The organism is Francisella hispaniensis FSC454, assembly GCF_001885235.1.
In the GTDB taxonomy this organism is placed as follows: Bacteria; Pseudomonadota; Gammaproteobacteria; order Francisellales; family Francisellaceae; genus Francisella; species Francisella hispaniensis.
The window spans coordinates 1,429,839-1,454,553 of record NZ_CP018093.1 but is presented as its reverse complement, the minus strand read 5'-3'; the positions used below and the strand labels follow the sequence as shown (position 1 = coordinate 1,454,553).

Genomic DNA, 24,715 nt, shown 5'->3' with positions numbered 1-24,715 from the left:
TAGCATTCTTTTTAAGATAGCTGTTAACACTTAAAATTTCTTTATTACCTTTAGCTACAGTATATGCAGATCTAACATATTCGTTTTTTTTATTTTTCACAACTATTGGGTAACCATATTGTTTACCGACAAGATTAGTAATTGAACTAGACCAAGTATTTCTATCAACTCGAGCTTCTATTGGAACACCTTCTAAGATACTAAATTCTGAGTCTAATTCTTTACAGCAGTTTAATAAAGCCTGAGAATCTTTAAGAGAAACTGCATATCCATCCTTATGCATACCATTTTCGAAGAATCTTACTTTTTTTATAGCTATATTTTTAATATTAATAGGTTTATCACCTTGAAGCTCACCATTTATATAGCAATATAAATTATTGGCATGGCCTGATATTGGTATAAATGCTAAGCTGTATAATACACAAATGATTGGTAATTTTAAAATTCTATTTTTGATATTTCCCATTAAAATTACCCAAAATCTACTTAAATCCTATCAAAAAATCTAAGATAGTATCGGTGATTTATTTTAGAGTTCTTTTATATTAGATATTCGCTAGGATTCTAGCTCCTTTGATTATGTCATTATCTTTTTTAGCGAAACATAATCTTAAAAGACCATTTTGAGGAGTCTCAAAAAGTGATGATATTGGCACTAAACCGACACCATGTTCTTTGATTAGATCACTAGCGAATTTATCACCATCTTGATTACTTATATCACTATAGTCAAGAATTTGGAATGGCGAGCCTTGCCAGTCAAGGATTTTGAATCTTGTACCTTTTAGGTTTTCTCTTAATAACTGATTTTGCTTTTTGTAGAGTTTATGTAAGTTCTCATAATATTCAGGATGTTCTAGGATCCCCTCAGCTAACGCTAATTGCATTGGATGTGTCGCGGAGAATGTTGCAAACTGCTTTATTGCAAGCATATTTTTTATTACTTGTGGGGGAGCAATAGTTACACCTTGGCGCCAGCCAGTGACGTTGTAAGTTTTGCCAAGAGATTGGAATACTACTAGCTTATGATGTAACTCTTGTATTTGTATAGCACTTGTAAAACTCTCTCCAGCATAGATATGTTCATAAACTTCATCAGAGATTACCAGAAGTTCTTTATCTTTAACAATCTTTGCAATTTCTTTGAATTCATCTCTGGATATAACCGTTCCCATTGGATTGTGAGGAGAGTTTAGAATTATAAGTTTAGTACGATTTGTAATAGCATTTACAATAGCTTTTGTATCAATTCTACCATTTGGCAGTAGTTTTAGTCTGACACATTTACCTTGATTAAACTTTGTAACTCCAGCATAAGTATCAAATATTGGATCAAACATAATAACTTCATCACCTTGACCAACATAAGCTGAAATTACACAAAACAAACCTTCTTGTGCACCTGCGGTAATCGCTACATTATCGATGGTTATATCTATATCGTAGCATCGCTTAGTTTTTTGTACTATTGCATTGCGTAGCGTAACAGCTCCTGGGATTGGAGAGTATTGGTTTTTGCCTTGCTGCATATAGAAGTATGTACGCTCAATTAGCCACTCTGGGGTATCAAAATCAGGAGCGCCTTGAGTGAAGTTTATAGCTTTATGCTCAGTAGCCATCAAAGCAAATTTGCCATATACAGATGGTGTAGTGTCAATATGAGATTTTGCTTGAATCATAGTAATTTTTTTGATACAAAGATATTGACTAGATTATAGTATAAATTTTGATAAAGTACTATTGTTGATTTTTTGTATGGTATTGATGCTTTAAAATTACACTCAATAGACTAATTATTAACTATAATAATAAAAATCAAGCTCTCTAATGATTCCAGGTCAATATGAAGATATAAATATAAATTAAGTTAATAATTTACAAGTTGATAGAGTAGATAATTATTATAAAGCTATTTGTTGTATGAATGAGTATTAGTATGACTCCATTCTGCGATTTTATCGATAGGATATTTATCATTACTACTTGCTTTAATCTCAAGTGGAATACCATTACAATCTTCAAAAAATGTCATATATTCCTCTATTCCATCTTTTTGACTATAGACATTTGGACCAAATATTATCTTTACATCCATTTTTTCTAGTTTATTCAACATTTCATGATAATCTTTAGCAGTAATAAAAGCTCCAAAGTGAGCAGATGGAATAGCAATATCATCATTTTTAGGAGTTTTAGCTATAATACTAGGAGATTTAAGTATCCCCGAAGGTCCTAATTCATGAAATGCTATTTGCTGTTCAAAAAAATTAACCATTAGTTCAGAAGGTGAAAAATCTAATACATTAAAACCTAGTTTAGTATAAAACTCTTTAGTCTCTTTTTTATTTTTCATTGGAAGTGAAATATGTACTTTGTATTCAAAATTACTCATAACTTTATTCCTTAATCGTTGAATTGTAGTAAGTTATGTAATGATTGTATCATTAATTCTATTCTATAAAAGATAGTCTCTTCTAAACCATTGTTTAGAAAAAATACACAATTGGTTTGTTATTCTTCTAAAAATGGCGTGGTTGTAAACTTTATCTAACTTTTCTTTACCTATTGCAAATTATGTTTTAAAACATAAAAATAATAATATTATTCGAAATTCGTTAGTATTTAAAATATATTCGAAGCTTTATAAACTACAAGAAAATTATAGAAAGATTTATTTTAGAATCTTAATCAATTCTGTAACTGTTATTTCTTGTTTTTCTTGAGTTTTGCGATTCTTATATTCAATCAGTCCTTGCTCAAGTAGCCTATCACCAATTACTACATGATGAGAATATCCAATTAAATCAGCATCAGCAAACATCACACCAGGTCTAGCACCTCTATCATCTAAAAGTACATCGATACCATTTGTAAGCAAATCTTGATAAAGTTTATCTGCTACTTCTTTAACCTTATCTGATTTATTGTAGTTGATTGGCAGGATAGCAACTTGGTATGGGGCGATAGCTTCTGGCCATATAATTCCATTCTGATCATGAGATTGCTCGATTGCTGCTGCCATCACACGTGATACACCGAAACCATAACAACCCATAAGCATAGGTTTAGATTTACCATCTTGACCGATTATATTTGCATTCATTGGTTTTGAGTAAACATCTTCAAGCTCAAAAATATGACCAACCTCGATACCATTTGTAAGCTCTAGAGTTCCTTTACCATCAGGGGAGATATCACCAGTTACTACATTTCTAATATCAGCAACTTGATAGTTAGTTACATCTCTATCCCAGTTTACATTTGTAAAGTGATAATCATCTTGATTAGCGCCACAAACTAGATCAGTAATTGCAACCGCACTGTAGTCAGCAATTATACTAATAGGGCAGTTATATATACCAAGTGAACCAGGATTTGCATTAAATAGTGAGAAAATCTCTTCTTTAGTCGCTAACGTATATGGTGCAACAATTTGCTCAAGCTTATTAATCTTGGTTTCGTTTAATTCATGATCACCACGAATAACTAAAGCAAAGAAGTTGTTTTTAGCATCCTTGATAATCATAGTTTTAATTGTCTGTTTGATATCAAAATTCATTTGATTACAAAGTTTATCAATCGTTTTAATATTAGGCGTATGGATTTTTGTAATTAAATTTTGAGAAACTACTCTTTTGCTTAGATCAGGCTTAGCATAAGTAGCTAACTCAATATTTGCAGCATAGTCAGAACCATTACTATAGCAAATAATATCTTCACCAGCGTTTGCTAATACCTGAAACTCATGACTATTATCACCACCTATAGCTCCAGTATCAGCTTTAACAGGGCGATAAGCTAAGCCTATTTTATCAAGGATGTTGCAGTAGGTTGTGTACATAATATTATAAGTATTGCGTAAACATTGACTATTTTCATGAAATGAATAAGCATCTTTCATAATAAATTCACGTGCACGCATTACACCAAAGCGAGGACGAATCTCATCTCTAAATTTAGTTTGAATTTGATAAAGATTTAAAGGTAATTGTTTGTAGCTTTTGATAGTATCTCTAGCCATATCAACAATTGGTTCTTCATGTGTTGGACCATAACAGAAATCTCTATTATGTCTATCACGTAATTTTAAAAGCTCTGGACCAAATTTATCCCAGCGATGAGTCTCTTGTAAAAGCTCTGAAGGCAGTATACTTGGTAAGAGTAACTCGCTTGCCCCAGCTTTGTTCATCTCATCGCGCACTATATCTTGGATTTTCTGGAGTACCTTTAGACCTAGTGGCATCCATGTATAAATACCAGAAGCTAGTTTTTTGATAAGACCAGCTTTGAGCATATATTGATGACTAATTAAAACGGCTTCTTTTGGAAGTTCTTTTGTTGTAGCAATTAGAGTTTGTGTTGCTTTCATAAGATCTATAAATCTAAAAATAAAAATATGAGCTAAATTATAGCAAAAAATAATTTATAAAATATAAAAATTGACTCTAGGTAGAAGGAAGTTAAGGAGATATGAAAAAACTAAGGAGTACTACCTAGAGTCATTTTTATAACTAGTAATTGTAGCTTCTAAACAATTACTAAAATAATTTGCAGTACTAAGATAGAAATTATCTTAAGGACTTATAATTATATGCTTATTAATTTGCTTGTCAATATTATTTTATGATTATTTTAGTGGCTAAAGAGCCAATAACTATTTGGATCAGATGGACATAAATGTGGACCACATTCAACAAATACGTTTAATGTATTTGCTAATGTTAGAATTAAGATTAGGATTATAGCTAGTTTTGCTAAGATACTTAGTTTTTTCTTTTTATTTTCATTTGGGGTGATTAAGCCGCAAATAGCAGCGTACAAGATGAAAATAATACTTACAATGAAATTCCAAGTATACATATGTAATGAAAATACTGCCTCACCATAATTGCCAGTGCCTGGAACAATATGCAAAAGTATCTGAGTAATTGCCATAGCTGCATTTAATAAAGCAACTAAAATTATAAGCAGATAATGCTTATAATTATTGCCGTGAGTTAGGTTTAGTAACAAGCCAAAAGCTAATAAACTTAAAGCCATTCGCTGAAATACACATAGGGCGCAAGGTAATTCTTGAAGAAATAGCTGATAGTAAAAAGCCATAGCTAAGATTATACAGATGCCAATAATAGCTAAAGAGTCAAAAAAATCTAAAATATCTTTTTTCATATTGATCTCCTTATAACTGAATATTTATGTATCTAATAGTATGAGGTATAAATACCACTAATAGTAATCCTAGTGATATAAAAAACAGCGTTTTAGCTATTTTATATTTATTTGTTATCGCAAATATTAGGCTAAGTAGAGTTGTTGAGAATATTAATAGTATCATCTTATCAAAACCAATTGTTTGTTTAGATAATCAGATTATATTCTAGTTTATAGCATAAGTTAAATTGAAACTTCTGAATTGATATATAAATAACTCTTATATGCTAGTAATAGGCACACTTAGGGCTATTTAGAATTCATAAATTTAGAGATAAGAAAGGAGGAGAAAAATATAAACTACCAAACAGCCCTAAGTAAAACTTTTTAGTATTGTGGAAAAATTTTTCTGAAATTTTGTGGCTCCCCGAGACGGACTTGAACCGCCGACCAATTGATTAACAGTCAACTGCTCTACCGACTGAGCTATCGGGGAACTTGTGAAGTATTATATGGATGATTTTTGAGACTGTCAACTAGTTTTTATATTTTTTATAACTTTTTCTCTCTAATACTAATTATTTTAATATTGCTTGAAAGATTATTGTATTTATAGCTAATTACACACAAAAATCTCATGCTGAATTTATTTCAGTATCTCACTATAAGTATTGATTTTATTTACAACCTGAAACTAGTTCGGGATGATAGAATATGCTATTTTTATACCTAGTAGGCTATATCAAATATCAATTGTATTTTTTTGGCACATATAGGTTAACTTTTTAATAAGTTTATATACTTATATGTATATGGTAAGATATTCTAAATCAAAAAATACTATTAATAAATTAATAAAGTGATGGGAAATCAAGTCGTTCAAAGACAGCAAGAATTAGTCGAGGAGTTATCATTTTTTGAAGATTGGGAAGATAAGTATGATTATGTTATTTCATTAGCTAAGCAGTTACCAGAATTCCCTGAGAACAAAAAAACTGAAGAAAATTTAGTAAAAGGTTGCCAGTCGCAGGTTTGGTTTGATAGTAATATAGATCAAGGTAGACTAAATTTCATAGCTACAAGTGATGCTTTGATAGTCTCTGGTTTAATAGGAATGCTATTAAGAGTTTATAATAATGCTACTCCTACAGAAATACTGGCTTCAAATACTGATTTTATTAAGCAAATAGGTTTTGGCAATAACTTAAGTACAACGCGAGCAAATGGCTTAAGATCAATGCTTGATTATATATATGCTACAGCTAAACAAAATCAATAAATGAAAATACTAGTTTGTCGACCTCAGGATGATGCTGTTAGTTTAACCGAAAAACTCTGCACAAAAGGTCTTTTAGCGCTAAGTTTACCAACTATCAAAATTTGTTATCAAAAAATTACTGAGAGTGTTCTTGACTATACAAGTTTAGTTTTTACCAGTAAATATGCTGTTGAAAGCTTGTTTAGCCAATATCCGATTGGATTATTTAAAAATAAAAAGATCTATAGTGTTGGCGCTAGTACTGCTACTATACTAAAAAAATATCGATTTGATGCTATATATCCACTCAGTCATGGCTCACAAGAGCTTTTGAGTATTATATTACAGGGTGATATTTCAACAGAAAAGTTCGCAATAATTTCCGGTGTTGCAGGGAATAATCTTTTACTTGAAGAGTTATCAAAGTTAACACAGTGCCATAAATTTGAGACATATTCACGAGTTTTTATAGATCTTGATGAGTTGGTAGAAACCTATAATAAACTTTTTTTACATCATCAACCGGATATTATTATCGCTACGAGCCTTGATGTTTTTAAATCGTTAAGCAGAGTTTTTGAAAAAATAACTACTCCAAAGGCTGCAACAATTACCATAACAAGCCCAAAGATGCTAAAATTTGTTAATCAACAAGGCTTTAAAAATACCTTAAAACTTGAGAAACTAGATAATAGTTATATCTGTCAAAGAATACTAGAATTTACAGAGGCAAAAGATGTCAGTAGAAAAAAACACCCAGCAACAAAATAGCACTCAAGATAAGCCAGCTAAAAAAACAACAATAGTAGACAATAAATCTTCGATAGGAGTATTTGCTAAGATTAATTTAGTAGTATCTATAGCTGCATTAGGACTGTCTAGTTATGTGCTTGTTAACGCAATATCTCAGGCTAAAAATTCTAATACTAATTTTCAGGTATACACAGCTTTTGATAAACAACTTAAAGCAATCAAATCAAATCAAGATCAGCAAAAGAATATCGCTAATGACTTAAGTGCACAAAATGATGCGCTAACACAGAGTGTTAAGGCACTTCAATCACAACTGATAACTATTAATAATCAAATTGCTACTCCTGCAAAAGATTTGTATATGCAAATGAGTGTGATAAACATTCAATCAGCTATAAATTATTTGATTTTAGCTAAAGATGTGATGATTTTTGATGGAGATTCTCAAAAAGCATCTGAGTTAGTGGATGATGCCTTTGATAAAATACAAGCTAGTAGAGTGGCGACTGTAAGTGTCAGTGAACGTCAAAATATAAAAAGTGCTTTAACGCAATATTCATCAAGAGATGAAATTATCAAAGAGTTTATCGCAATTGAGCAGCAGTTTGCTAAACTTGAGTATTTAACACCAGAAGATATCTCTACTACAGTTAAGTCTCAAGATTCAAAAAATAAGTATATGAAGCTTTTAAGCTCTATTGTTGAGATTCAAGATATACCAAAAAATCAAACTTTAGTAGCAACTAAATATGCTAAAGAGTTTGTTGCAGATAGTCTGTATAGATCTTTAATTTCATTGCAAAGTGCTATGTATATTAACAATCAAGAAGCTATAGATAAGGCTAAAAATAATCTTGTTGCTATTGTTAAAAAATATTTTGTTCAAAATGAGGATACTAAAAAACTTATAAATGCTATACAAGGTATTAAAGCTCAAAATCTTGATAGTTTTAACACTAGTATCGATAAGCTTATTAGTCAGTTATCAAAACAACAAAATCAACTTCTAGCTCAACAACCAAATTTGAATAAAACTAATATAAGCGCAGAAGGAAGTCAAAAATGATAAAAGTTTTTAAACTTATAATAGCTGTTGCTTTAGCTACTTTAGTTGGGATATGGGCAACTAAGTATCATGGTTATATCATGCTGGTATTAGCAGATAAAACTATCAAAATGAATTTAGTTGCGTTTGTATTTATAGCTTTTATTCTGCTGTTTATATTAGTTCTTTGTATTAGGATCGTTAGATCAGCTTTTAAATTTCCATACTTGTTATTTAGCTGGGTTATAGGACTATTTAGTGTTGATAAGCACGAGAGATTTACTGATCTTGTTGCAGACATGACTCTCGAAAATAATAGGCTGGTTAAAAAGTTTAGTATTGGTCACATCATGAGATTAACCCCTAGACATCTAAAAGACTATATCCTTTTTAGAAAGCTAAATGTAATTGCGGCTACAAAAGATATTAAAGAACTAGAAAAAGCTCTTAAGCATATTGATTCTAAAACCATTACATACAAGTTTTTCGAAGTATATAAGCTTTATCTGGTGCAAAAGCTTAGTGAAGCGCAAACAAAGATAGCTGTAATGTTAGAGAAAAATGATCCAAGATTTATGCCTAATATTGTCAATCTTGCTGGTAATATTGCTTTAGCAGATGGAGATGATGCTTTTGCGTTGAAGATTTTAGAAAAGTATGATGCTTATCTAAAAGAGGATCTTGAAGAAAATCTTATAATTTTGGCTTTAACAGCTGCAAAAGACGCTAATAAACTAGCTGATATTTATAATAAGTCTGATACAACAAAAGTTCTAAGTAGAGTATATTTGGAACAACTGATTAAATTTGGTGAAATGGTTAGTGCAGAGAAGTTTGCAAAGAAACAGTTAGCAAATTTAAATATATCTGCAGAAATGCTTAAGCTTTATATTAATGCTTTTAATATGCCAATTGCTAGACTTTGTGATAAGGTACTTGATAGAGCAAATCATGATTATGATAGTATCCTTACTTTATTAGATTTTGCGATGCTTAAATCTGATAATTATTGTTTTAAAATGATTTATGATTATATTGAGAGATATCTTAAGGACTTGTTATCTGTTGCGGAATTAGAAAAATACTCTCATATTCTATGTAAATTCTTTATAAAAAATGGCGAAGTAGCAGGATTGGATTTATCAGTGGCAAGATTGGTTTACGCCAATAACTAGCGAGGTTATCACTATGCAAATTAAAAGATGGTTTTTAAATAATAGCTTAAGAAACTATCAGTATCTCTTATATGATAAAACCCATGCTATTGTTATAGATCCTCTAAAGTCTGATATTTTCGCTGAATTTATTGCACAAAATAAATTACAGCTTGAGGCTATTTTGATTACACATAAGCATGGTGATCACATTGCTGGGGTCAAAAAATTATCAGCCTTATATCCAAATGCTAAAGTTTATGCATATAGTGAAAATGACTTATTCAAGCCAGATATTTATGTCAAGGATGGAAGTTTTATAAATCTTGGTTTTACTAATTTTAGGGTTATGTATACGCCTGGTCATATAGATGATCATGTGTGCTTTCTATTTGAGCGAGAGCGAGCTCTTTTCTGTGGTGATACATTATTTAACGCTGGAGTAGGTGGTATTCAAGCAGAATCAGCAGATATAAATCAATTATATGACTCATTAGTCAAAATTACTAAGTTAGATGGTGATATTAAGCCATATCCTGCCCATGATTATTGGCTTGGTAATCTCGATTTTGCATTAAGTATCGTTGCTGATGATAGCTATTTTAATTATTATAGAAATCAAGTTGCTGAATTAGCAGCTGAAGATAAACCAATAGTTAATTTAGCAGAAGAAGCCAAATTAAATATTTTTATCAGAGCGATGTCAGATAGAGCACTTTTAAAAGCCTTGCCTGATTATAGTTTGGGTCGAGAAATGTTTGTTAAATTAAGACAATTAAAAAATAATTTTTAGTTAAGGGATTGATATTTTTCTTAAATAGCCTCGATTTACTAAGTTGAACTATTAAAATTGTCTAAATTAGACTCTATTATTAGTTTTTTGAATTACTATCACTTGAATCTTTGTTAGAGGTTTTAGAATTAGAATCTTTGTTAGTATCTTTAGGTTCTATTTTAGTACGACTGATCTCACGAGGGAAACCGCCATTTAGTCCGATTCTTTGTAGCTTGATGATATCTGGAGCCATTGCACGCTTACTATCATAAGGGCCTATGTACATTCTAATCCAGTTGCCTACGCGTTCAAATTGAGGATTAAGCCCGTCTTCTTTCATTTTTTTGACATACCAAGTAGTTTCATCCATATTTCTGAAAGAGGCAATTTGATAAATATAAGTGTATTTGTATTGCGCTCTTTGCGCTTCTGGAACTACATCTACTTCTACACTATCATGTTTGAGATTATTGTAAAATGTAAATACCATTTTATCATTCGAAGTATTTTCTTTAGTGCTTAAATCAGCTGTTTGATTATTTTTTTTATTATCTGGAGATTTTGATATTTGAGTTTTTTCTGCTTGTAGCTCTATTTTAGCTTTTTCTTGTTCAGCTTTTATCTTTTTTAAGTGTTTATTTATAAGTTTAGATACTACAGCTACAAATAAAAGACATACAATCAGAGCTATCAAAATCTTTTTTTTCTTAGAGTTTTTTGGCTTTTGTGGCTCTTGTAAGCTATCTTTGGCTGTTTTTTTTGGAATATCAAGTCTTGATAGATCTTTCATAAGTTTTATTTTTTTCAATAAATTTATTAAACTTGGTAAGTGTTTAATATGTTAATGTTATACTAGAAAAGATTATAATTAATAGTTATGTAAATATATAGGGTTTTATTATGACTTATAACAAAAATGATAAATTTATTGTTAGAGGCTTTCATACAAATTGTCCAGCCGCATTCAAAGATAAGATAATCGCAATGGGTGTGATTGAAGGTCAGCAAATGATTGTAACAAACAAATCAATCTTAGGTGGACCAATTGCTTTTGAAACTAATTGTGGCTCATTTTCATTGCGTAAAAAAGACCTAGAGTTTTTAAAATTAGAAAAAATAAATTAAAAAAAGAGGCTATAAGATGCGTTTACAAAAAATATTCTTATTAACATCACTATGTACTGCTACACTTGCTATAGGCAACTTATATGCTGCACCAACTACTAATACTCAGCAGTTAAGTAGCCAACAGCAAGATAATATTAAAAGCACACTTAAAAGTAATCTTGATTCTCTATTCCCATATCAAACACAGATAACTATAGGAAAAATTGATCAAGCTGATAAAGGTAGTGTTGTAGCGTCAAATATTCTCATAATGAGCAGCGACTCAAAAAATCCAAATCTAACTATAAATAAACTTATCTTCAAAGGCTTACATGCAAATCAAACAATCAAAAATAATTTTACTATCAAAGTGGAAGGTTTAAGTATAGCTAATTTAGCAGCTGCGGTGGCTAATAGTAACCTAGTCAGTGCAGAAATAGATCCTAAACAGTTAGCTGATAATCAAGGATTATTTAGCATTGCTATGAATAGTTTAGGACAAACTATCTATAATTTAGAAATTAACTATGATTATAACAATAGTACAATTAACTATAATCTTGATTCTACAATAAATAACAAGCCATTACTAAAAGCAGCAGCACAATTAAATAATATCGATTTATCTAATACTAATGTTAATACGGACTTTCTAGCGACTCTGCTTGATGAATCAATGAGTGCTAAGATTAAAACACTTGAGTTTGATGCTAATTTCTCAGAAGTTTTAAGAGATATTACTAATAAGTACCTTGGTAAAGATTACAAGCAAACCCCTATTTTAAACATTAAAGCTCAGTTGGGTAAAAATCCAGGCAAGTTGATGTTAAATGTTGATAGTAAGTTAGGTTCTCAAAATTATGCTAAATATAATATTGTTATTAATGGTATTAATTTAGCGAACTCAACAATCAATGATATTGTTGCTGGTTCTAGTAATGCTTTAGATAATGCTTACATACAGTCAAGCACCTCGAGCTCGCGGATTGAGCTTAATTTTGCAAAAGACTTTTTCCCTAAAAATTCACCAATAACACAAGTATTTTCAGCTTTAGACAAAAACAATATTAATTTTACGATTATTTCACAGCATCAGTTTGAGGGTACTAGTTATAATACTAACTTTTATCTAAAAGCAGATGGTTTGGCTAGCTTAAGTGCCAATGCTAATGCAGTAGTAAATGGTAAGCTAAATTTACTGCCATATCTTGGTACAAATGTACAAAACCAAACTAATCTGTATGATTGTACTAACCAGTTATGTTTAAGTAATGTCGATGTTAAATTTGCTAACTATGGATTACTTGAAAAAGTAGCTCGTCAGACAAATAGGGATCCAAATACAACACCACAACAAATCTTAGGATCTTATGGCGCATTATTACAACTTTTTGCAGTGCAACAGCAGGATAAATTATTACAGCAGACATTATCAGCTTTTGCTATATTTTTACAAAATCCTAAAAATATAGCCATTCATGCTAAAGCAAATAAACCAGTTAATGAAAATGCATTACTGAATATGCTAGTTGCTGATGCTAAAACACTTAAAAAGTACAAACCAGTCAATAATAATGGTAATGTCGATCTTAGCAACAACCCTAATGTTAAGCTCATAAACAATATTCAAAATATATTCAAAATTAGTTTTGATGTTAATAAATACTCAAAACATTTATATAAATAATCTAAATCTTTGAAAAAATACAATTCTTGTTGATTTAAAGCAGTATCACTATTGACAACTACTCAAAATAAGGTAATATATGACTCTATAAAGCGGGAATAGCTCAGTGGTAGAGCACAACCTTGCCAAGGTTGGGGTCGCGAGTTCGAGCCTCGTTTCCCGCTCCACACTCTTGCATGTGTGGCTGGGTAGCAAAGTGGTTATGCAGAGGCCTGCAAAGCCTTGGACGCCGGTTCGATTCCGGCCTCAGCCTCCATACTAGCCCGGGTGGTGAAATTGGTAGACACAAGGGACTTAAAATCCCTCGGAGCTTAACCTCCGTGCCGGTTCGAGTCCGGCCCCGGGCACCATTTATATATTTCATGCAGTATCATTCAGTATCATAAAGCTAATATTTCCAATACTTTGAGAATATTTGTTGTCTCAAGGCGTATCATAAATCTTCACTAAAACCTACAAAAAAGTGTATCCTAAACTGTATCCTAGCTATAATATATTTAGAAAATGTAAATTATAGGTATATAATATGGCTGGTAAACTTACAGTATCTAAAATAAATAGCTTAAAACCTAAAGATAAAGATTATCGAGAGGGTGACGGTAATAACTTATATCTAAAAGTAAATAAAGGTGTTGGTACTAAGTCATGGCAGTTTAGATATAACGGCTCATTTATGGGAATTGGTAGCTATCCGGCATTAACTTTACAGAATGCTAGAAAATTAGCAATCCAGTACAAAGAGTTAATAGCCAACGGAGAAGACCCGAAGGTATATAGAGATAGCCAAAAAGATAAAGACGAGCTTTTACTTAATAGTATTGCTACCAAATTTATTCAGCATAAGATAGAAATTAAATCATGGACTGGTCAGACTCCAAAGAAAAAGATGGGATACTATGAGAAAGATATAAAACCAGTTTTTAAAAACAGATACATAAACAAGATAAAACCAAAAGAGATAATAGACTTTCTTAAAAGATTTAAAGAAAATCCATCTAAGCAAAGCAAAATATACGATATTATAAGTGGTTTATATAGTTATGCTATTCATAATTGCTATATAGATGTAAACCCGTTATCAGGATTAAAGAAAGGGGAGATATTAACTCCAGAAGCTAATAAAAAATATCCCCATATAGACCCTATAAGACAAAGAGCTTGGTTTAGTCAGTTATTAAATGATATAGATAACTACAGAGGACAAATACAAACTATTAAGGCATTACAGATACTACCTTACTTAGGCTTTAGACCATCTATGGTAGCAGAATTGAAATGGAATGAAGTGTATTTAAATGGAACAGAGCACGAGCCTAGACCACATATACTAATAGACCAACCTTTGAGAATGAAGACTAGAAAAGAGTTTGCTCAACCATTATCTAAACAAGCTGTAGAAATAATAAAAGAAATGAAAGCTATAAATGGAAATAAAGAATATGTATTTTCGTCTACTAAGGGGGGACATGTAAGTATTGGTACATTATCGCAAGCGTTTCAAAGAATGGGCTATGATGGTAAAGGTAGTAAACCCCATCAAGTTACACATGGTTTTAGACATATAGTATCTACAATACTCCATAGTCTGGAGCATGAAAAGAAATGGAATTTTATAGCTGTAGAAACTGTTTTAGCCCATGAAGCCCAAAATAAGGTACAGGCTACATATAATACCTATGACTATTTTAATGAAAGGGTAGAGATGATTAATATATTGGCTGATTATATAGATGATGTAAAAGCTAATAGTAATGTTATTAATATGGAAGTAAGTTAGATTTTAAAAGGTTAGCATTGTCTAGGGTAGCTCCCGAAAGAATACAGCCCAAGTATTTTGGCAATGCTTAATATTTTGGGGATACTGTGGGGGTATTGGTTTGAATGAATAGAGATTTCTATAAAGAGCAACTAGAAATACATATACCTAGAGCAAAAAAAAGAACTATATTAAAAAATAAAATCAAATGTAAAAGCTTAAAATTATTAATAAATGAAATTTTAGAAAACATAAGTAGTTTAAGCAAAAAAAAGAAATTTATATATTCTCTTAAATCTAAATTAATTGATTGGAGTTTTACACTCCCTACAATAAATGATATGACTATAGGAGATAATCCATACTCTCAAATAAATTATGATAATAGACAAAAAGATGTCAAAAAAGCTAAAGAGTATATTTCTAAATTAAAAAGTATCTATGATAAGTATGTGTTTGAGTGTTTGCCAACTGATTATATTGATGGTTTAAATAAATTTAGTGAATTTATAGAGGGAATAAATTGTTTACAGACTAGAGCAGTGAAGAGAGAGTATATAGAAAGTCGTAAAAAGAAGTCATTAATGATATTTTATCGACTTTTATAGAAAATAATCTTACTAATTACATAAAATTATCAACTATCAATAATACAACAGGAGAAGAGTACTTTTTCCATAAGTTTTGTAGATTATCCATAAATTATAAATATGAGTTTATTAATATCTTAGATGGACAAGAGATTAAAGCTTTTAAGAAAGTATTATCTAATTTTAAGACTAAAAATATTCAAAATAAAAAATAAGTCATAAGCTATAAGCAAACTTTATATCTATTATTCTTACCAAGTATCAACTAGAACTACTTAAAATCAGCAGTTTTTAAACGGTGCTAATCTTTAGTTGCTGCAGCAATTAGAAAAATAAAATAATTGAACTAAAGAAAAAGGATATAGAGATATGAAAATATTAAGACTAAACCAAGTAGTAGAGCTTACAGGAACTAGCAAAAGTACTATCTATAGATGGATTAATTCTAGTCAATTCCCAAAACCGTTAAACCTATCTAGTAGTAGTGTAGGTTGGTTAGAAACTGAGATTAACGACTGGATACAGTCAAAGATACAGGCTAGGGGGTAGGTTATGGCTACTATTACTACTAGACAAAATACAAATAATCTTTATCATCTTACTTGTTAACGGGCGTGAGAACCCTAATACCAAGTAGTGATATAGCCACTATTAAGAGCTATGATAAAGTGAATTGTAATAATAGCCATGATGATATAGATAATACTGTATCTATCGGTAGCGGGCTTTATTATGCACTTTTAAGATATGTTAATCAATATATCTATCACATAACGGCTAAACTCTTTTGTTTTGTCGGGAGGTGTAGGGAATACAATAGCCAATTTATTGGTAAATACCTACAGCTAGGCTTGGTACTAGTCTCAACCGCCCCGATACTTTGAGAAAACAACCAAGAGGAATATAGCCATGTCTAAAAACAATCAAAATATAGAAAACTTATTTGGTATCAAAATAAAAAATGATGTTATGAGTAATTCAGCTCATGACAAAAACCTAATCAAAGGCGACTTTGTAATATTTGATAAGACTTTAGAAGCTAAGCCAAATAGAGTCGCTATAGTTGAAAATAAATATAATGATACTTTCATAGTCTTACTAGACAAAAACCCTAAAAATGAGCTTATAGGTAGGTTTATAAGTGAAGATTACAAAGATGTAGTAATACCAGTAGAGAGAGTACTTGGAATTGCTACTAAAAAGATAAGTAATATTAGATATTTCTAGGGGAAAAAGACAATGAATATAACAAAGTTTAATGATTTTATTAACTCTATTGGCTATCCATTGCCTAATAGCTTTAATTATAGCATAGGTATTGGGGAACTGATTAGGTTTAGTGATAAAAATAAGAAAAATAATAATAAAAACTTATGGTTAAAGAATATTGATAATAATATCTTTGTTTTTGGTGATTGGGTAACAGGTGAGAAGTATACCTATATAGATAATGATAAACCTAAATATGAGCTACAAGACTTTGCAGAGTTGAAAAAGCAAAGAGAGGCGATAGAAAAAAGACAGATAGAGGAGATTAACCAAAAGAAAGATTTAGCTACTAAATTAACTGATTTTTATAAGTCATTACCATTGGCTAATGATGATCACCCATACTTAGTAAAAAAAGGTATAAATAATCATCCATTAATACGCTTGTATAAAGATGTTTTGATAATCCCATGCTTTGGTACTGTAGAGCCTTTTAATAATCAAATACAGAGCTTACAAGGTATATATCCAAATGGCTTTAAGAAGTTTTATAAAGATGCTCATGCTAAAGGCTCATGTCTGATATTAAATAAATCATCTAATGATAGTTTTATCTTTGTAGAGGGTTTTGCTACTGGTATGAGTGTATTAAGCCTTGTAGAGCGTTTTAAGGCTGATATATCGGTTATATGTGTATTTAACTGTAATAACTATATTCATGTTATAGAGAGCTTTTATAGTAGATATCCTAATGCTGAATTAAATATATGGGCTGATAAAGATAAGCACGGTATAGGAGAGAAAAAAGCTATTGAGGTTGCTGCAGCAATTCCAAATATTTATATCAATCCACCACCATTAACAGCTGAGCAGATGGATAAAGGTTTATCAGATTGGAATGATTATTTAGTTACTAAAGGGGATTTATAAGATGAGTAATGTAGTAGAGCTAACAACGCTAGATGACAATATAGAAATACTAAAAGGTAAGCCTAGAGAGTTACCAAAAAAGGATAAGCAAATACCAATATTTGATAAGGTAATGCTACCAGATAGATTATCGGATTATGTCTTTGGACAAGCTGAAGCTGGTAAACTAACAGCTAGTGCTATAGCTATATCTGCTTTGACTGGAGTATCGGGGGTACTTGGTAAGAAAGTAGTGTTAGATGTAGGTTTTAAAGAAGTAACAGCTAATGTATGGGGATTAGTTACTGGTGAGAGTGGTGCGGGTAAAAGCCCATGTTTAAGAACTATAACCCCTATAATAAAAGATTTAGATACAAAGCTAGAAGAAGAGCATAGAGAAAAATTGGCAGATTATAATCTTGATATTGAGGTTATAGATGCAAGGATTAAAGAGATAAAAGACTCTATAAAGTCTGATATTAAAGATGCTAATCATGAAGCTATAAAAGATAAGAAACAACTTATTAAAGAGGTTGAAAATAGTAAGCCATATAGACCAATAGCTAATGAGATTATATATACAGACTTCACCCCGCAGGCAATTATAGACAAGATAGCCAAAGATTGTCCAAATGGTATTTTGTTATGTGGTGTAGAGTTTTATAAGATGCTACAAACATTATCTAGTAAAGAAAATGCTACTAAACAAGGAATGTTTTTAAAGGCTTATGATGGCGAGTTTGACAAGAGCCTAACACTTGGTAGGGGTACTATTAATGTCGATAAAGTATCAATATCAATATTAGCTGATATCCAAACTAGTAATTTAGAAAAATATTTAAATCAAGTTAAGGATAATGAGGGGCTACTAGCAAGGTTTCAACTATTATCAGTAGTAGAAGATAGTGCTAGAACCCATAAAAAGCCAAAGTTAGATGAAAAGCTACAGAATGTATATAAAGACCTTATAGATGAGCTATTTGATATTCCTTTGCTAGATAGGGTTATTAATGGCGAATTAGTCAAAGGTGAGCCTAAGAAATATAGATATACAGCTAAAGCAGATGATTTTTTAAATAGATGGTTTGAATGGTACGATGCAGAGGTTAGAAACTTTGCAGAAGATACACCTATGAAAAGGTATCTAAATAAGTTTGGCGAAACTATGTACAAAATCTCTTTAATATTTCATGTCATAGATAAAAAAGATGAAGAGTTTATAGATATAGATACATTGGAAAAAGTAGTTAAATTTATGAATTATCTATATGAGACCGCAAAATATCTTTATGATGATGAGATTGATTTAGTAGTTAAACATGCTAAAGAAATATTATCTAAACCACTAGATAAATTTAAAGATGGTTTTACAGCTAGCTCAATAAAAGACCGTTATTCAAGTTTGCGAAATGATAGACCAATGTCTTTGACAATAGAGAGCTTAAATTTACTCAAAGAGCATAACCATATTTTGGAAATTTCACCTAAAAAAAGAGATAGATATACACGATATAGATTGATGGAATAATCTCAACTGACTAAAAACCCGACTGATTTAACTGGTTAAGGCTCAAACCCTTATATACCAATAGATACAGACCCGTTGGATAGTCGACTGATAAGCGACTGATGAACTGATTAAAACTATTTGACCAGTTGACCAGTTGGATATCAGTTGGGGAGTCAACAGGCTTGAAAGCCTTATGTAGCAATGCTTTGAGGCTATACCAGTTAAACCAGTCGATATTTATACCAGTTGGATAATATGGAGATATAAAAATGCTATTTGATATAACAATTTTAGAAGAATATAAGACAGAGAGTTTAACTAAACCAAAAGAGAAAATACAACTACAAGATATTAGAGAGATTAAACCGGTATTCACCCCAAAAGGTGAAGCAAAAAAATTGCTGCAGCAACTACCACAAGATAAAGATGAGTATTTTAAAAGATTTACTATTGAAAGTTATTTATCAGATATTCAATTACCGCCTAAAAATATCCCCTGGATAGAACACTTACTTAAATGGAAGCCAAAGGCTAAACAGTACGAGCTTTTAAAGCAATATAAGGAATTGTATTTACAGGCTTATAATGATACGCCTTTAGAACATCAAAAGATTAATGCTGGTACTCTAAAGGCTAATACTTGGCTCAGGGTTTTGATTACTGGTGAATAATAATTCTTATTTATTGACAAAGTACACATTAAAAGAGTACTATATAATCATAGACAAATATTACTAATCTTATGAATACTAAAAAAGTAGTAATAACTAACAAAGCTATCAAAGACATTAAAAGTTTACCAAAGCATATAATAATTAATCTTAGAACTTGGATAGCTACAGTAAATAAGATTGGCTTAGTAAATACTAGAAAGTTAAAAGGCTATCATGATGAGCCATTACAAGGAAATAGAAAAGGACAACGCTCAGTAAGATTAAACAAAGCCTACAGAGCTATTTATAAACAATATGATAATGGAGATATAGAATTAAGCTATATTGAGGTTATAGAAGTTAATAAACACAAATATTAAGGGGTTCATTATGAGTAAGGAAGCTTTAAATATATTAGATGATGTGCTAGGTGGTAAGCCTACGTTTGGGGAAACTATCGCGGCAATTCGTAAATGTGAAGATTTAACACAAGTGGAATTAGCTAAAAAATTAGGCGTATCTAAACAATATCTATGTGATGTAGAGAATAATAGAAAGTCTGTAAGTGTAGATAAAGCTATCAAGATTGCTCAAGCTTTAGGGCAGTCTAAAAGACTACTAGTAGAGTTAGCATTGCAAGAGATGTTAAATAAAAACCACTTAAACTATTCAATATCATTAGCTTAATTTAGTAAATATACCATCATCAAATTATACTTCACTAGACCAGTATCTAAAGGCTCTAAAATTAACTTAATTCATTCCGTTATATAATTACATATAGAGTCAATTGATAGACATTTTACAATACATTTAATGCTATCTGTCATACAAAATAAAGGGTAATACATGACTAAAATACTTAGTTTTGATGATGTATCTAAACAAGAGCCTATACCGTTAATTAATAATTCAATAGATGAGATATATGAAACTTTATATCAAAATGGCTTGGAGTATATATTAACCGATGGAACAGCAGAACAGAAAGAAATAATAACTATCCATTTATTAAATATTCTAAGTAAAGATTTAGATTTATTACTTGGCTTATTTTTTGAGCTTGGAGATGTAGCAGATAGAGAGTATCAAGATAACAGTATTAAGAAATCAGAGCTTAAACAAAGACTTATTAAATTATTTGATTGTATGGAGGCTTTTTAGTGAGAAATATGAGGGAGATAGCTTGGGAGTGTGGTTTTGAATTGCCTACTAATGCAGAGACTCAACCAATCGCTTTATATAATTGGTTTGGTAAACCTAAAACAAAATATATTGTAAGAACTAGTGATACTAGCTTTGTCTTTGGTGATAAAAGAACAGGTGAGAGATACAAGGTAGTTAATGGCGAAATAGTAGAACAAGAAGTAGGTATAATAAGATGAGAGAGGAAAACTATAATATAGACTTTAAAACCAAAACTATACCAATAACATTAAGACTTGATGAAAACGAATTGCAGCAACTTAAAAACACAGCTAGTCAACATGGAGTAGGCTATAGCGTAATAGTTAAATCATTAATCTATAAATTCAATAGAAACTTAATTAACTTTTTGTAGGTGGAAGTATGACAGAAGAAAAGAAAATAGAGCTGGCAAATAATTTATTAGATGAGTCAATAAAATTGTTTAATGATAGGTTTTCATCTTTCAGTAAACAGTCTGCTAAGGATTGCATTATAAATATAAAAAATCTAAGTCATGCAACAGGTAAAAAAGTAAAGCTTTATATAGTAGACAGTGGGGGTAATGAATAATGAAGTCGAATTTAACAGCTAAACAATTAGAGTTTTGCAAATACTATCTACAAAGCGGACATATCACGGAAGCCTATATACAAGCTTATGATACTGAAAACATGAAAGAGCAAACAATATATAACGAGGCTAGCAAATTACTCAAACATGAAAAAGTAGCAGAGTTTATAGAAACTATCCAAAAAAGGGAAATATTAGGAGCTTTTAACACTAGGCAAAAGTATTTAGATAAACTAGATGAGATTATAGATAGTGATGATAGTACTATGGCTGAAAAGATACAGGCTATTAATACAGTCGCTAAGCTCAAACAGTGGGATAAGAGAAAAGCAGGATTACAAATAGACTATCAAGAGGAATATGATTTAATACAAGGAAGACTAGCAACTGGACTACTAGGCGACCTTGACAAATACCCTAGAAAAGATATCTAATTACCGCTATTTTGCCATTAGGTTTTATAATCTTATAAAAAAAGAAAAAAATATAATTGCTGCAGCAATCGTAAAAATGTCAAAAACATACCCCTTTTTAGTCAGTAGCGTACATTGGGGAGTACATTGAGTTTAATTTTAATTTTTTAAACCCTTATGTATCAATGGTTTTATAGTAAAGTTCGAATCCTGTACAATTTCAAAATAACTTTTCTACAAAAACACAATACCCATAATAAATTAAATAATCCAATTTACTAATCTTTTGAATATTTATATTATCTAAGAATTATTCTTTATAAAGAGAATATATATGGTAGTAGTTCTTTTGTATTAGTATCTAATCTATCAGTATCACTCATATTAGTTAAAATAATTGGGCAGTCAAGATTAAGGTGTTCTGACATTATCTGTCGGCATGCGCCACATGGTGAAATTGCTTTTTCTGTATCAGCAACTACCGCAATCTTAACGATATCATCTTTACGGTAACCTTGACTGTAAGCATAAAATATAGCATTTCTTTCTGCACAAACAGATAAGCCTAGAATTGAAGTTTCAATATTTGCACTATTGATAATATTACCATCCTTCATAAGTAAGGCAACCCCAACTCTAAATCCAGAAAATGGTGCATATGCATTATTAAAAGCTTCTTTTGCATGTTCAATTAACTGTTGATCTTGTCTTTGAGTCATTCTTTATTTATACCTTTTATTTAGCTGAAAAAACTATTTTCAATAGAATGTTTGATTATCATCATAATATTGTACATACCTTCATCGTATTTACTTTTATCGATATATTCAGAGGTAGTTCTTTTAGCAAGTACTGTGCATAGACAGCTTGCCTCGAGACCAAATGTGGCACATACCGTAAATAATGCCGATGATTCCATTTCAAAATTAAGGACATTTAATTTACGCCATTCATCGAGAGAATTTATGAAATGTCTTCTAATATAGCCACTATAATTATCTTTTCTATCTTGCCCTGGGTAGAAAGTATCTGATGATCCAGTTATGCCACAGTGGATTTTTTTATTAAGTGTTTGAGCTGAGTGATATAAAGAAGTGTTAAGCCTGAAGCTTGCGACAGCAGGGTATTCAATTGGAGCATAGTGATATGAGGTTCCATCTAATCTTACAGACGCTGTACTTAAAATTAAGTCACCAATTTCAATATTTTCTTGAATTGCTCCACATGTACCTACTCGTATGAATTTCTTAACGCCAATCATTGCTAACTCTTCTATACATATTGCTACTGATGGCCCACCCATACCTGTTGATATTACAATAACATTTTGATTGGCAGCTTTTGCCAGATATGAGGTATATTCTCGGTTAGATGCTAAGAAAATAGCATCAGTATCTAATATTTTTGCTAGGTATTCCGATCTTTTAGGATCTCCTGGAAGAATGGCAATTGTTGCACTATTTATCATTTCTTCACTCAGTGCAATATGATAAAGAACTTCACCTTTAGCAACACGTTTATTAGAAATATTTATATTACTCATAGAATTTTAAAATCAAAAATATCTTTTATCTAAAGATAATTCTACTCTTATTGTATTTTAAATAGAATAAATCAACTATATTATTTTATAATTACCACAAAAAATATTTTCTAAAGCATGACAAAACAACAGTATGCAAATTTTGCAACTATCGAAAATTTTCTATTATGTGAAACTCCTAAGCAATGGATACAGAAGGCTTTAGCAAATATTGAGCTGATGCTCATAGATCATGCACATTGTGAAATGAAAGCAGCATCTTCTGCAATGGCATATATTTATAAGCATCCAGATAAGTATGATTTAATTACTAGAATGTCAAAGATAGCTAGAGAAGAATTGGTTCATTTTGAACAGGTAATGCGTATCCTAAAAAAACGTGATATAGAATATAGAGCTATAACTGCTTCAAGATATGCTAGTCAATTAATTAAGGCTGCTAGAACAGACAAAGAAGGACGTTTTATAGATGCTTTGATAATTGGTGCTTATATTGAGGCACGTTCTTGCGAAAGATTCGCAAAAATCGCACCATTTTTAGATGAGAAATTACAAAAATTCTATAATGGTCTTTTAGAATCTGAAAAGAGGCATTTTACAATATATCTTCACTTTGCAGAAAAATATTCATCAGTAGATATTGGAAACCATATAGCAAGAATAGGGGAACTAGAAAAAGAGCTTATATTATCTCCTGATAATGAGTTTCGTTTTCATAGCGGTATTTAAAACTTCAAAATTTTTAGTTATTAGGATTTCTAGTATTTATATTCTATATTATTAGATAATTGGCAACTTCCACTTATAAATTATTGACATAATCCTTACTGTTAAACCAATGCCTATTATTAGTGTTGCACTTATATACAAATTTATATTTAAATATATAAATATAATATTCATTGCACCAACTATTGCTGCGACAGATGCATATAATTCAGCTTTAAAGGCAACTGGGATATCATTACAGATCATATCGCGCATTATTCCACCAGCAACACCATTAAGTATAGCGATAACAATACCAACTATTAAGACACTTAGAAATTGCATATGAAAAACTTGTGTACAAATTTGATGAGCTATACTACTACCAATATAGGCAAAAGCGATTAGACCAATAGAGTCGAGAATCAAAAATACCTTATAAAACTTATTAATATATTTTTGCGTGAAAATAGCGATAATTGAGAAAAATAGACATATTACAATATAATGAGGATGAAGTATAATAGTTACTGGTAGATTACCTAATAGAACATCTCTTACAACACCGCCCCCTAAAGCTGTTGTAAGTGCAATTGCAACAACTCCAAAAGCATCCATATTTCTACGAGATGATGATATAACACCAGTCATACTTTCGGCAATTATACCTAAGAGAAACATGACTGAAAAAATAAAAGGTCCAGTGATACCAACATGATACATAGTTATTTCC

Annotated in this window: 30 protein-coding genes, 4 tRNA genes and 1 pseudogene; 25 read left to right on the top strand and 10 right to left on the bottom strand. The window is 30.8% G+C overall.

Going from position 1 to position 24,715, the window contains the following annotated elements; all coding sequences use genetic code 11:
• Nucleotides 1-54: 54 nt before the first annotated feature.
• The 6 genes and pseudogenes from FSC454_RS10180 to FSC454_RS07190 all read right to left on the bottom strand — a co-directional run bounded on the left by FSC454_RS10180 (nt 55) and on the right by FSC454_RS07190 (nt 5,650).
• A pseudogene (locus tag FSC454_RS10180) lies at nt 55-531 on the bottom strand (hypothetical protein).
• A gap of 17 nt (nt 532-548) precedes the next feature.
• Nucleotides 549-1,682 carry an aminotransferase class I/II-fold pyridoxal phosphate-dependent enzyme gene (locus FSC454_RS07210; RefSeq protein ID WP_066047340.1) on the bottom strand — a complete coding sequence of 378 codons (1,134 nt, stop codon included), beginning with the start codon at nt 1,680-1,682 and terminating at the stop codon, nt 549-551.
• Nucleotides 1,683-1,912: 230 nt separating this feature from the next.
• On the bottom strand, nt 1,913-2,395 hold the full coding sequence (locus FSC454_RS07205; protein WP_066047343.1) for a VOC family protein: 483 nt from the start codon (nt 2,393-2,395) through the stop codon (nt 1,913-1,915).
• 279 nt (nt 2,396-2,674) lie between these two features.
• Nucleotides 2,675-4,372, bottom strand: a complete 1,698-nt coding sequence (locus FSC454_RS07200; RefSeq protein ID WP_066047346.1) for a proline--tRNA ligase — start codon at nt 4,370-4,372, stop codon at nt 2,675-2,677.
• A gap of 263 nt (nt 4,373-4,635) precedes the next feature.
• On the bottom strand, nt 4,636-5,172 hold the full coding sequence (locus tag FSC454_RS07195; protein WP_066047351.1) for a disulfide bond formation protein B: 537 nt from the start codon (nt 5,170-5,172) through the stop codon (nt 4,636-4,638).
• A gap of 402 nt (nt 5,173-5,574) precedes the next feature.
• Nucleotides 5,575-5,650, bottom strand: a tRNA-Asn gene (locus FSC454_RS07190).
• Nucleotides 5,651-6,016: 366 nt separating this feature from the next.
• Between FSC454_RS07190 and FSC454_RS07185 the strand changes: the two genes are divergently transcribed.
• From FSC454_RS07185 to FSC454_RS07165, 5 genes are read left to right on the top strand one after another with little or no spacing between them, the layout of a single operon-like run.
• Nucleotides 6,017-6,433, top strand: coding sequence for a SufE family protein (locus FSC454_RS07185; protein ID WP_014548721.1), 417 nt, complete (start codon nt 6,017-6,019; stop codon nt 6,431-6,433).
• Nucleotides 6,434-7,183 carry a uroporphyrinogen-III synthase gene (locus tag FSC454_RS07180; RefSeq protein ID WP_066047354.1) on the top strand — a complete coding sequence of 250 codons (750 nt, stop codon included), beginning with the start codon at nt 6,434-6,436 and terminating at the stop codon, nt 7,181-7,183. It begins immediately after the preceding gene.
• Nucleotides 7,149-8,231, top strand: a complete 1,083-nt coding sequence (locus tag FSC454_RS07175) for a hypothetical protein (RefSeq protein ID WP_066047356.1) — start codon at nt 7,149-7,151, stop codon at nt 8,229-8,231. The genes FSC454_RS07180 and FSC454_RS07175 overlap by 35 nt, the downstream gene beginning before the upstream one ends.
• On the top strand, nt 8,228-9,385 hold the full coding sequence (locus FSC454_RS07170; RefSeq protein WP_066047358.1) for a hypothetical protein: 1,158 nt from the start codon (nt 8,228-8,230) through the stop codon (nt 9,383-9,385). The genes FSC454_RS07175 and FSC454_RS07170 overlap by 4 nt, the downstream gene beginning before the upstream one ends.
• Nucleotides 9,386-9,398: 13 nt before the next feature.
• On the top strand, nt 9,399-10,157 hold the full coding sequence (locus FSC454_RS07165; RefSeq protein ID WP_066047360.1) for a hydroxyacylglutathione hydrolase: 759 nt from the start codon (nt 9,399-9,401) through the stop codon (nt 10,155-10,157).
• A 79-nt stretch (nt 10,158-10,236) separates the two neighbouring features.
• Here FSC454_RS07165 and FSC454_RS07160 read toward each other — a convergent pair whose 3' ends face one another.
• A complete protein-coding gene (locus FSC454_RS07160; RefSeq protein ID WP_066047362.1) occupies nt 10,237-10,929 on the bottom strand; it encodes an SPOR domain-containing protein in 693 nt (230 codons plus the stop codon).
• Between the two features lie 110 nt (nt 10,930-11,039).
• On the opposite strand from FSC454_RS07160, the gene FSC454_RS07155 reads away from it, so the two are divergent.
• From FSC454_RS07155 to FSC454_RS07065, 19 genes are all read left to right on the top strand, one after another.
• On the top strand, nt 11,040-11,264 hold the full coding sequence (locus FSC454_RS07155) for a FeoA domain-containing protein (RefSeq protein WP_066047365.1): 225 nt from the start codon (nt 11,040-11,042) through the stop codon (nt 11,262-11,264).
• 16 nt (nt 11,265-11,280) lie between these two features.
• Nucleotides 11,281-12,933 carry a hypothetical protein gene (locus FSC454_RS07150; RefSeq protein WP_066047368.1) on the top strand — a complete coding sequence of 551 codons (1,653 nt, stop codon included), beginning with the start codon at nt 11,281-11,283 and terminating at the stop codon, nt 12,931-12,933.
• Between the two features lie 92 nt (nt 12,934-13,025).
• Nucleotides 13,026-13,100 (top strand) — tRNA-Gly (locus tag FSC454_RS07145).
• A gap of 15 nt (nt 13,101-13,115) precedes the next feature.
• Nucleotides 13,116-13,189: transfer RNA gene (locus FSC454_RS07140), tRNA-Cys, on the top strand.
• A gap of 5 nt (nt 13,190-13,194) precedes the next feature.
• A tRNA-Leu gene (locus tag FSC454_RS07135) sits at nt 13,195-13,283 on the top strand.
• Between the two features lie 176 nt (nt 13,284-13,459).
• On the top strand, nt 13,460-14,710 hold the full coding sequence (locus FSC454_RS07130; protein ID WP_066047371.1) for a tyrosine-type recombinase/integrase: 1,251 nt from the start codon (nt 13,460-13,462) through the stop codon (nt 14,708-14,710).
• Nucleotides 14,711-14,814: 104 nt separating this feature from the next.
• A complete protein-coding gene (locus tag FSC454_RS07125) occupies nt 14,815-15,297 on the top strand; it encodes a hypothetical protein (protein WP_071794821.1) in 483 nt (160 codons plus the stop codon).
• Nucleotides 15,298-15,648: 351 nt separating this feature from the next.
• On the top strand, nt 15,649-15,828 hold the full coding sequence (locus FSC454_RS07120; protein WP_066046430.1) for a helix-turn-helix transcriptional regulator: 180 nt from the start codon (nt 15,649-15,651) through the stop codon (nt 15,826-15,828).
• A gap of 360 nt (nt 15,829-16,188) precedes the next feature.
• Nucleotides 16,189-16,506 carry a hypothetical protein gene (locus tag FSC454_RS07115; protein WP_066046432.1) on the top strand — a complete coding sequence of 106 codons (318 nt, stop codon included), beginning with the start codon at nt 16,189-16,191 and terminating at the stop codon, nt 16,504-16,506.
• Nucleotides 16,507-16,518: 12 nt separating this feature from the next.
• Complete coding sequence (locus FSC454_RS07110; RefSeq protein WP_066046433.1) at nt 16,519-17,418, top strand: primase/helicase family protein; 900 nt, start codon at nt 16,519-16,521, stop codon at nt 17,416-17,418.
• A gap of 1 nt (nt 17,419) precedes the next feature.
• On the top strand, nt 17,420-18,925 hold the full coding sequence (locus FSC454_RS07105) for a DUF3987 domain-containing protein (RefSeq protein WP_066046233.1): 1,506 nt from the start codon (nt 17,420-17,422) through the stop codon (nt 18,923-18,925).
• 251 nt (nt 18,926-19,176) lie between these two features.
• A complete protein-coding gene (locus FSC454_RS07100) occupies nt 19,177-19,578 on the top strand; it encodes a hypothetical protein (RefSeq protein WP_071794820.1) in 402 nt (133 codons plus the stop codon).
• A gap of 71 nt (nt 19,579-19,649) precedes the next feature.
• Nucleotides 19,650-19,940 (top strand): type II toxin-antitoxin system mRNA interferase toxin, RelE/StbE family, encoded by a 291-nt coding sequence (locus FSC454_RS07095; RefSeq protein ID WP_066047077.1) that lies wholly within the window; start codon nt 19,650-19,652, stop codon nt 19,938-19,940.
• A 10-nt stretch (nt 19,941-19,950) separates the two neighbouring features.
• Complete coding sequence (locus FSC454_RS07090) at nt 19,951-20,247, top strand: helix-turn-helix transcriptional regulator (RefSeq protein ID WP_066047079.1); 297 nt, start codon at nt 19,951-19,953, stop codon at nt 20,245-20,247.
• 162 nt (nt 20,248-20,409) lie between these two features.
• Nucleotides 20,410-20,724: a hypothetical protein gene (locus FSC454_RS07085; RefSeq protein ID WP_066047082.1), complete on the top strand. Its 315-nt coding sequence runs from the start codon at nt 20,410-20,412 to the stop codon at nt 20,722-20,724.
• 8 nt (nt 20,725-20,732) lie between these two features.
• Nucleotides 20,733-20,945, top strand: a complete 213-nt coding sequence (locus tag FSC454_RS07080) for a hypothetical protein (RefSeq protein WP_003040801.1) — start codon at nt 20,733-20,735, stop codon at nt 20,943-20,945.
• Nucleotides 20,942-21,121 (top strand): CopG family antitoxin, encoded by a 180-nt coding sequence (locus FSC454_RS07075; protein ID WP_066047085.1) that lies wholly within the window; start codon nt 20,942-20,944, stop codon nt 21,119-21,121. Before FSC454_RS07080 ends, FSC454_RS07075 begins: the two co-directional genes overlap by 4 nt.
• Before the next feature lie 8 nt (nt 21,122-21,129).
• Entirely contained in the window at nt 21,130-21,318 is a 189-nt protein-coding gene (locus FSC454_RS07070) for a hypothetical protein (protein ID WP_066047088.1), read from the top strand.
• Entirely contained in the window at nt 21,318-21,752 is a 435-nt protein-coding gene (locus tag FSC454_RS07065; protein WP_071794819.1) for a terminase small subunit, read from the top strand. The genes FSC454_RS07070 and FSC454_RS07065 overlap by 1 nt, the downstream gene beginning before the upstream one ends.
• Nucleotides 21,753-22,048: 296 nt before the next feature.
• Here the strand turns inward: FSC454_RS07065 and cdd are convergent, their stop codons facing one another.
• Nucleotides 22,049-22,450 (bottom strand): cytidine deaminase, encoded by a 402-nt coding sequence (gene cdd, locus FSC454_RS07060; protein WP_066047090.1) that lies wholly within the window; start codon nt 22,448-22,450, stop codon nt 22,049-22,051.
• A gap of 20 nt (nt 22,451-22,470) precedes the next feature.
• The gene (gene udp, locus FSC454_RS07055) at nt 22,471-23,274 is read right to left on the bottom strand and encodes a uridine phosphorylase (RefSeq protein ID WP_066047092.1); all 804 of its coding nucleotides are present in this window, start codon (nt 23,272-23,274) and stop codon (nt 22,471-22,473) included.
• Nucleotides 23,275-23,391: 117 nt separating this feature from the next.
• Here udp and FSC454_RS07050 point away from each other — a divergent pair, with 117 nt between their 5' ends.
• Nucleotides 23,392-24,003 (top strand): MiaE family protein, encoded by a 612-nt coding sequence (locus FSC454_RS07050; protein WP_066047094.1) that lies wholly within the window; start codon nt 23,392-23,394, stop codon nt 24,001-24,003.
• Between the two features lie 51 nt (nt 24,004-24,054).
• On the opposite strand, the gene FSC454_RS07045 is transcribed toward FSC454_RS07050, so the two are convergent.
• On the bottom strand, nt 24,055-24,705 hold the full coding sequence (locus tag FSC454_RS07045) for a trimeric intracellular cation channel family protein (RefSeq protein WP_014547914.1): 651 nt from the start codon (nt 24,703-24,705) through the stop codon (nt 24,055-24,057).
• Between the last annotated feature and the right edge of the window lie 10 nt (nt 24,706-24,715).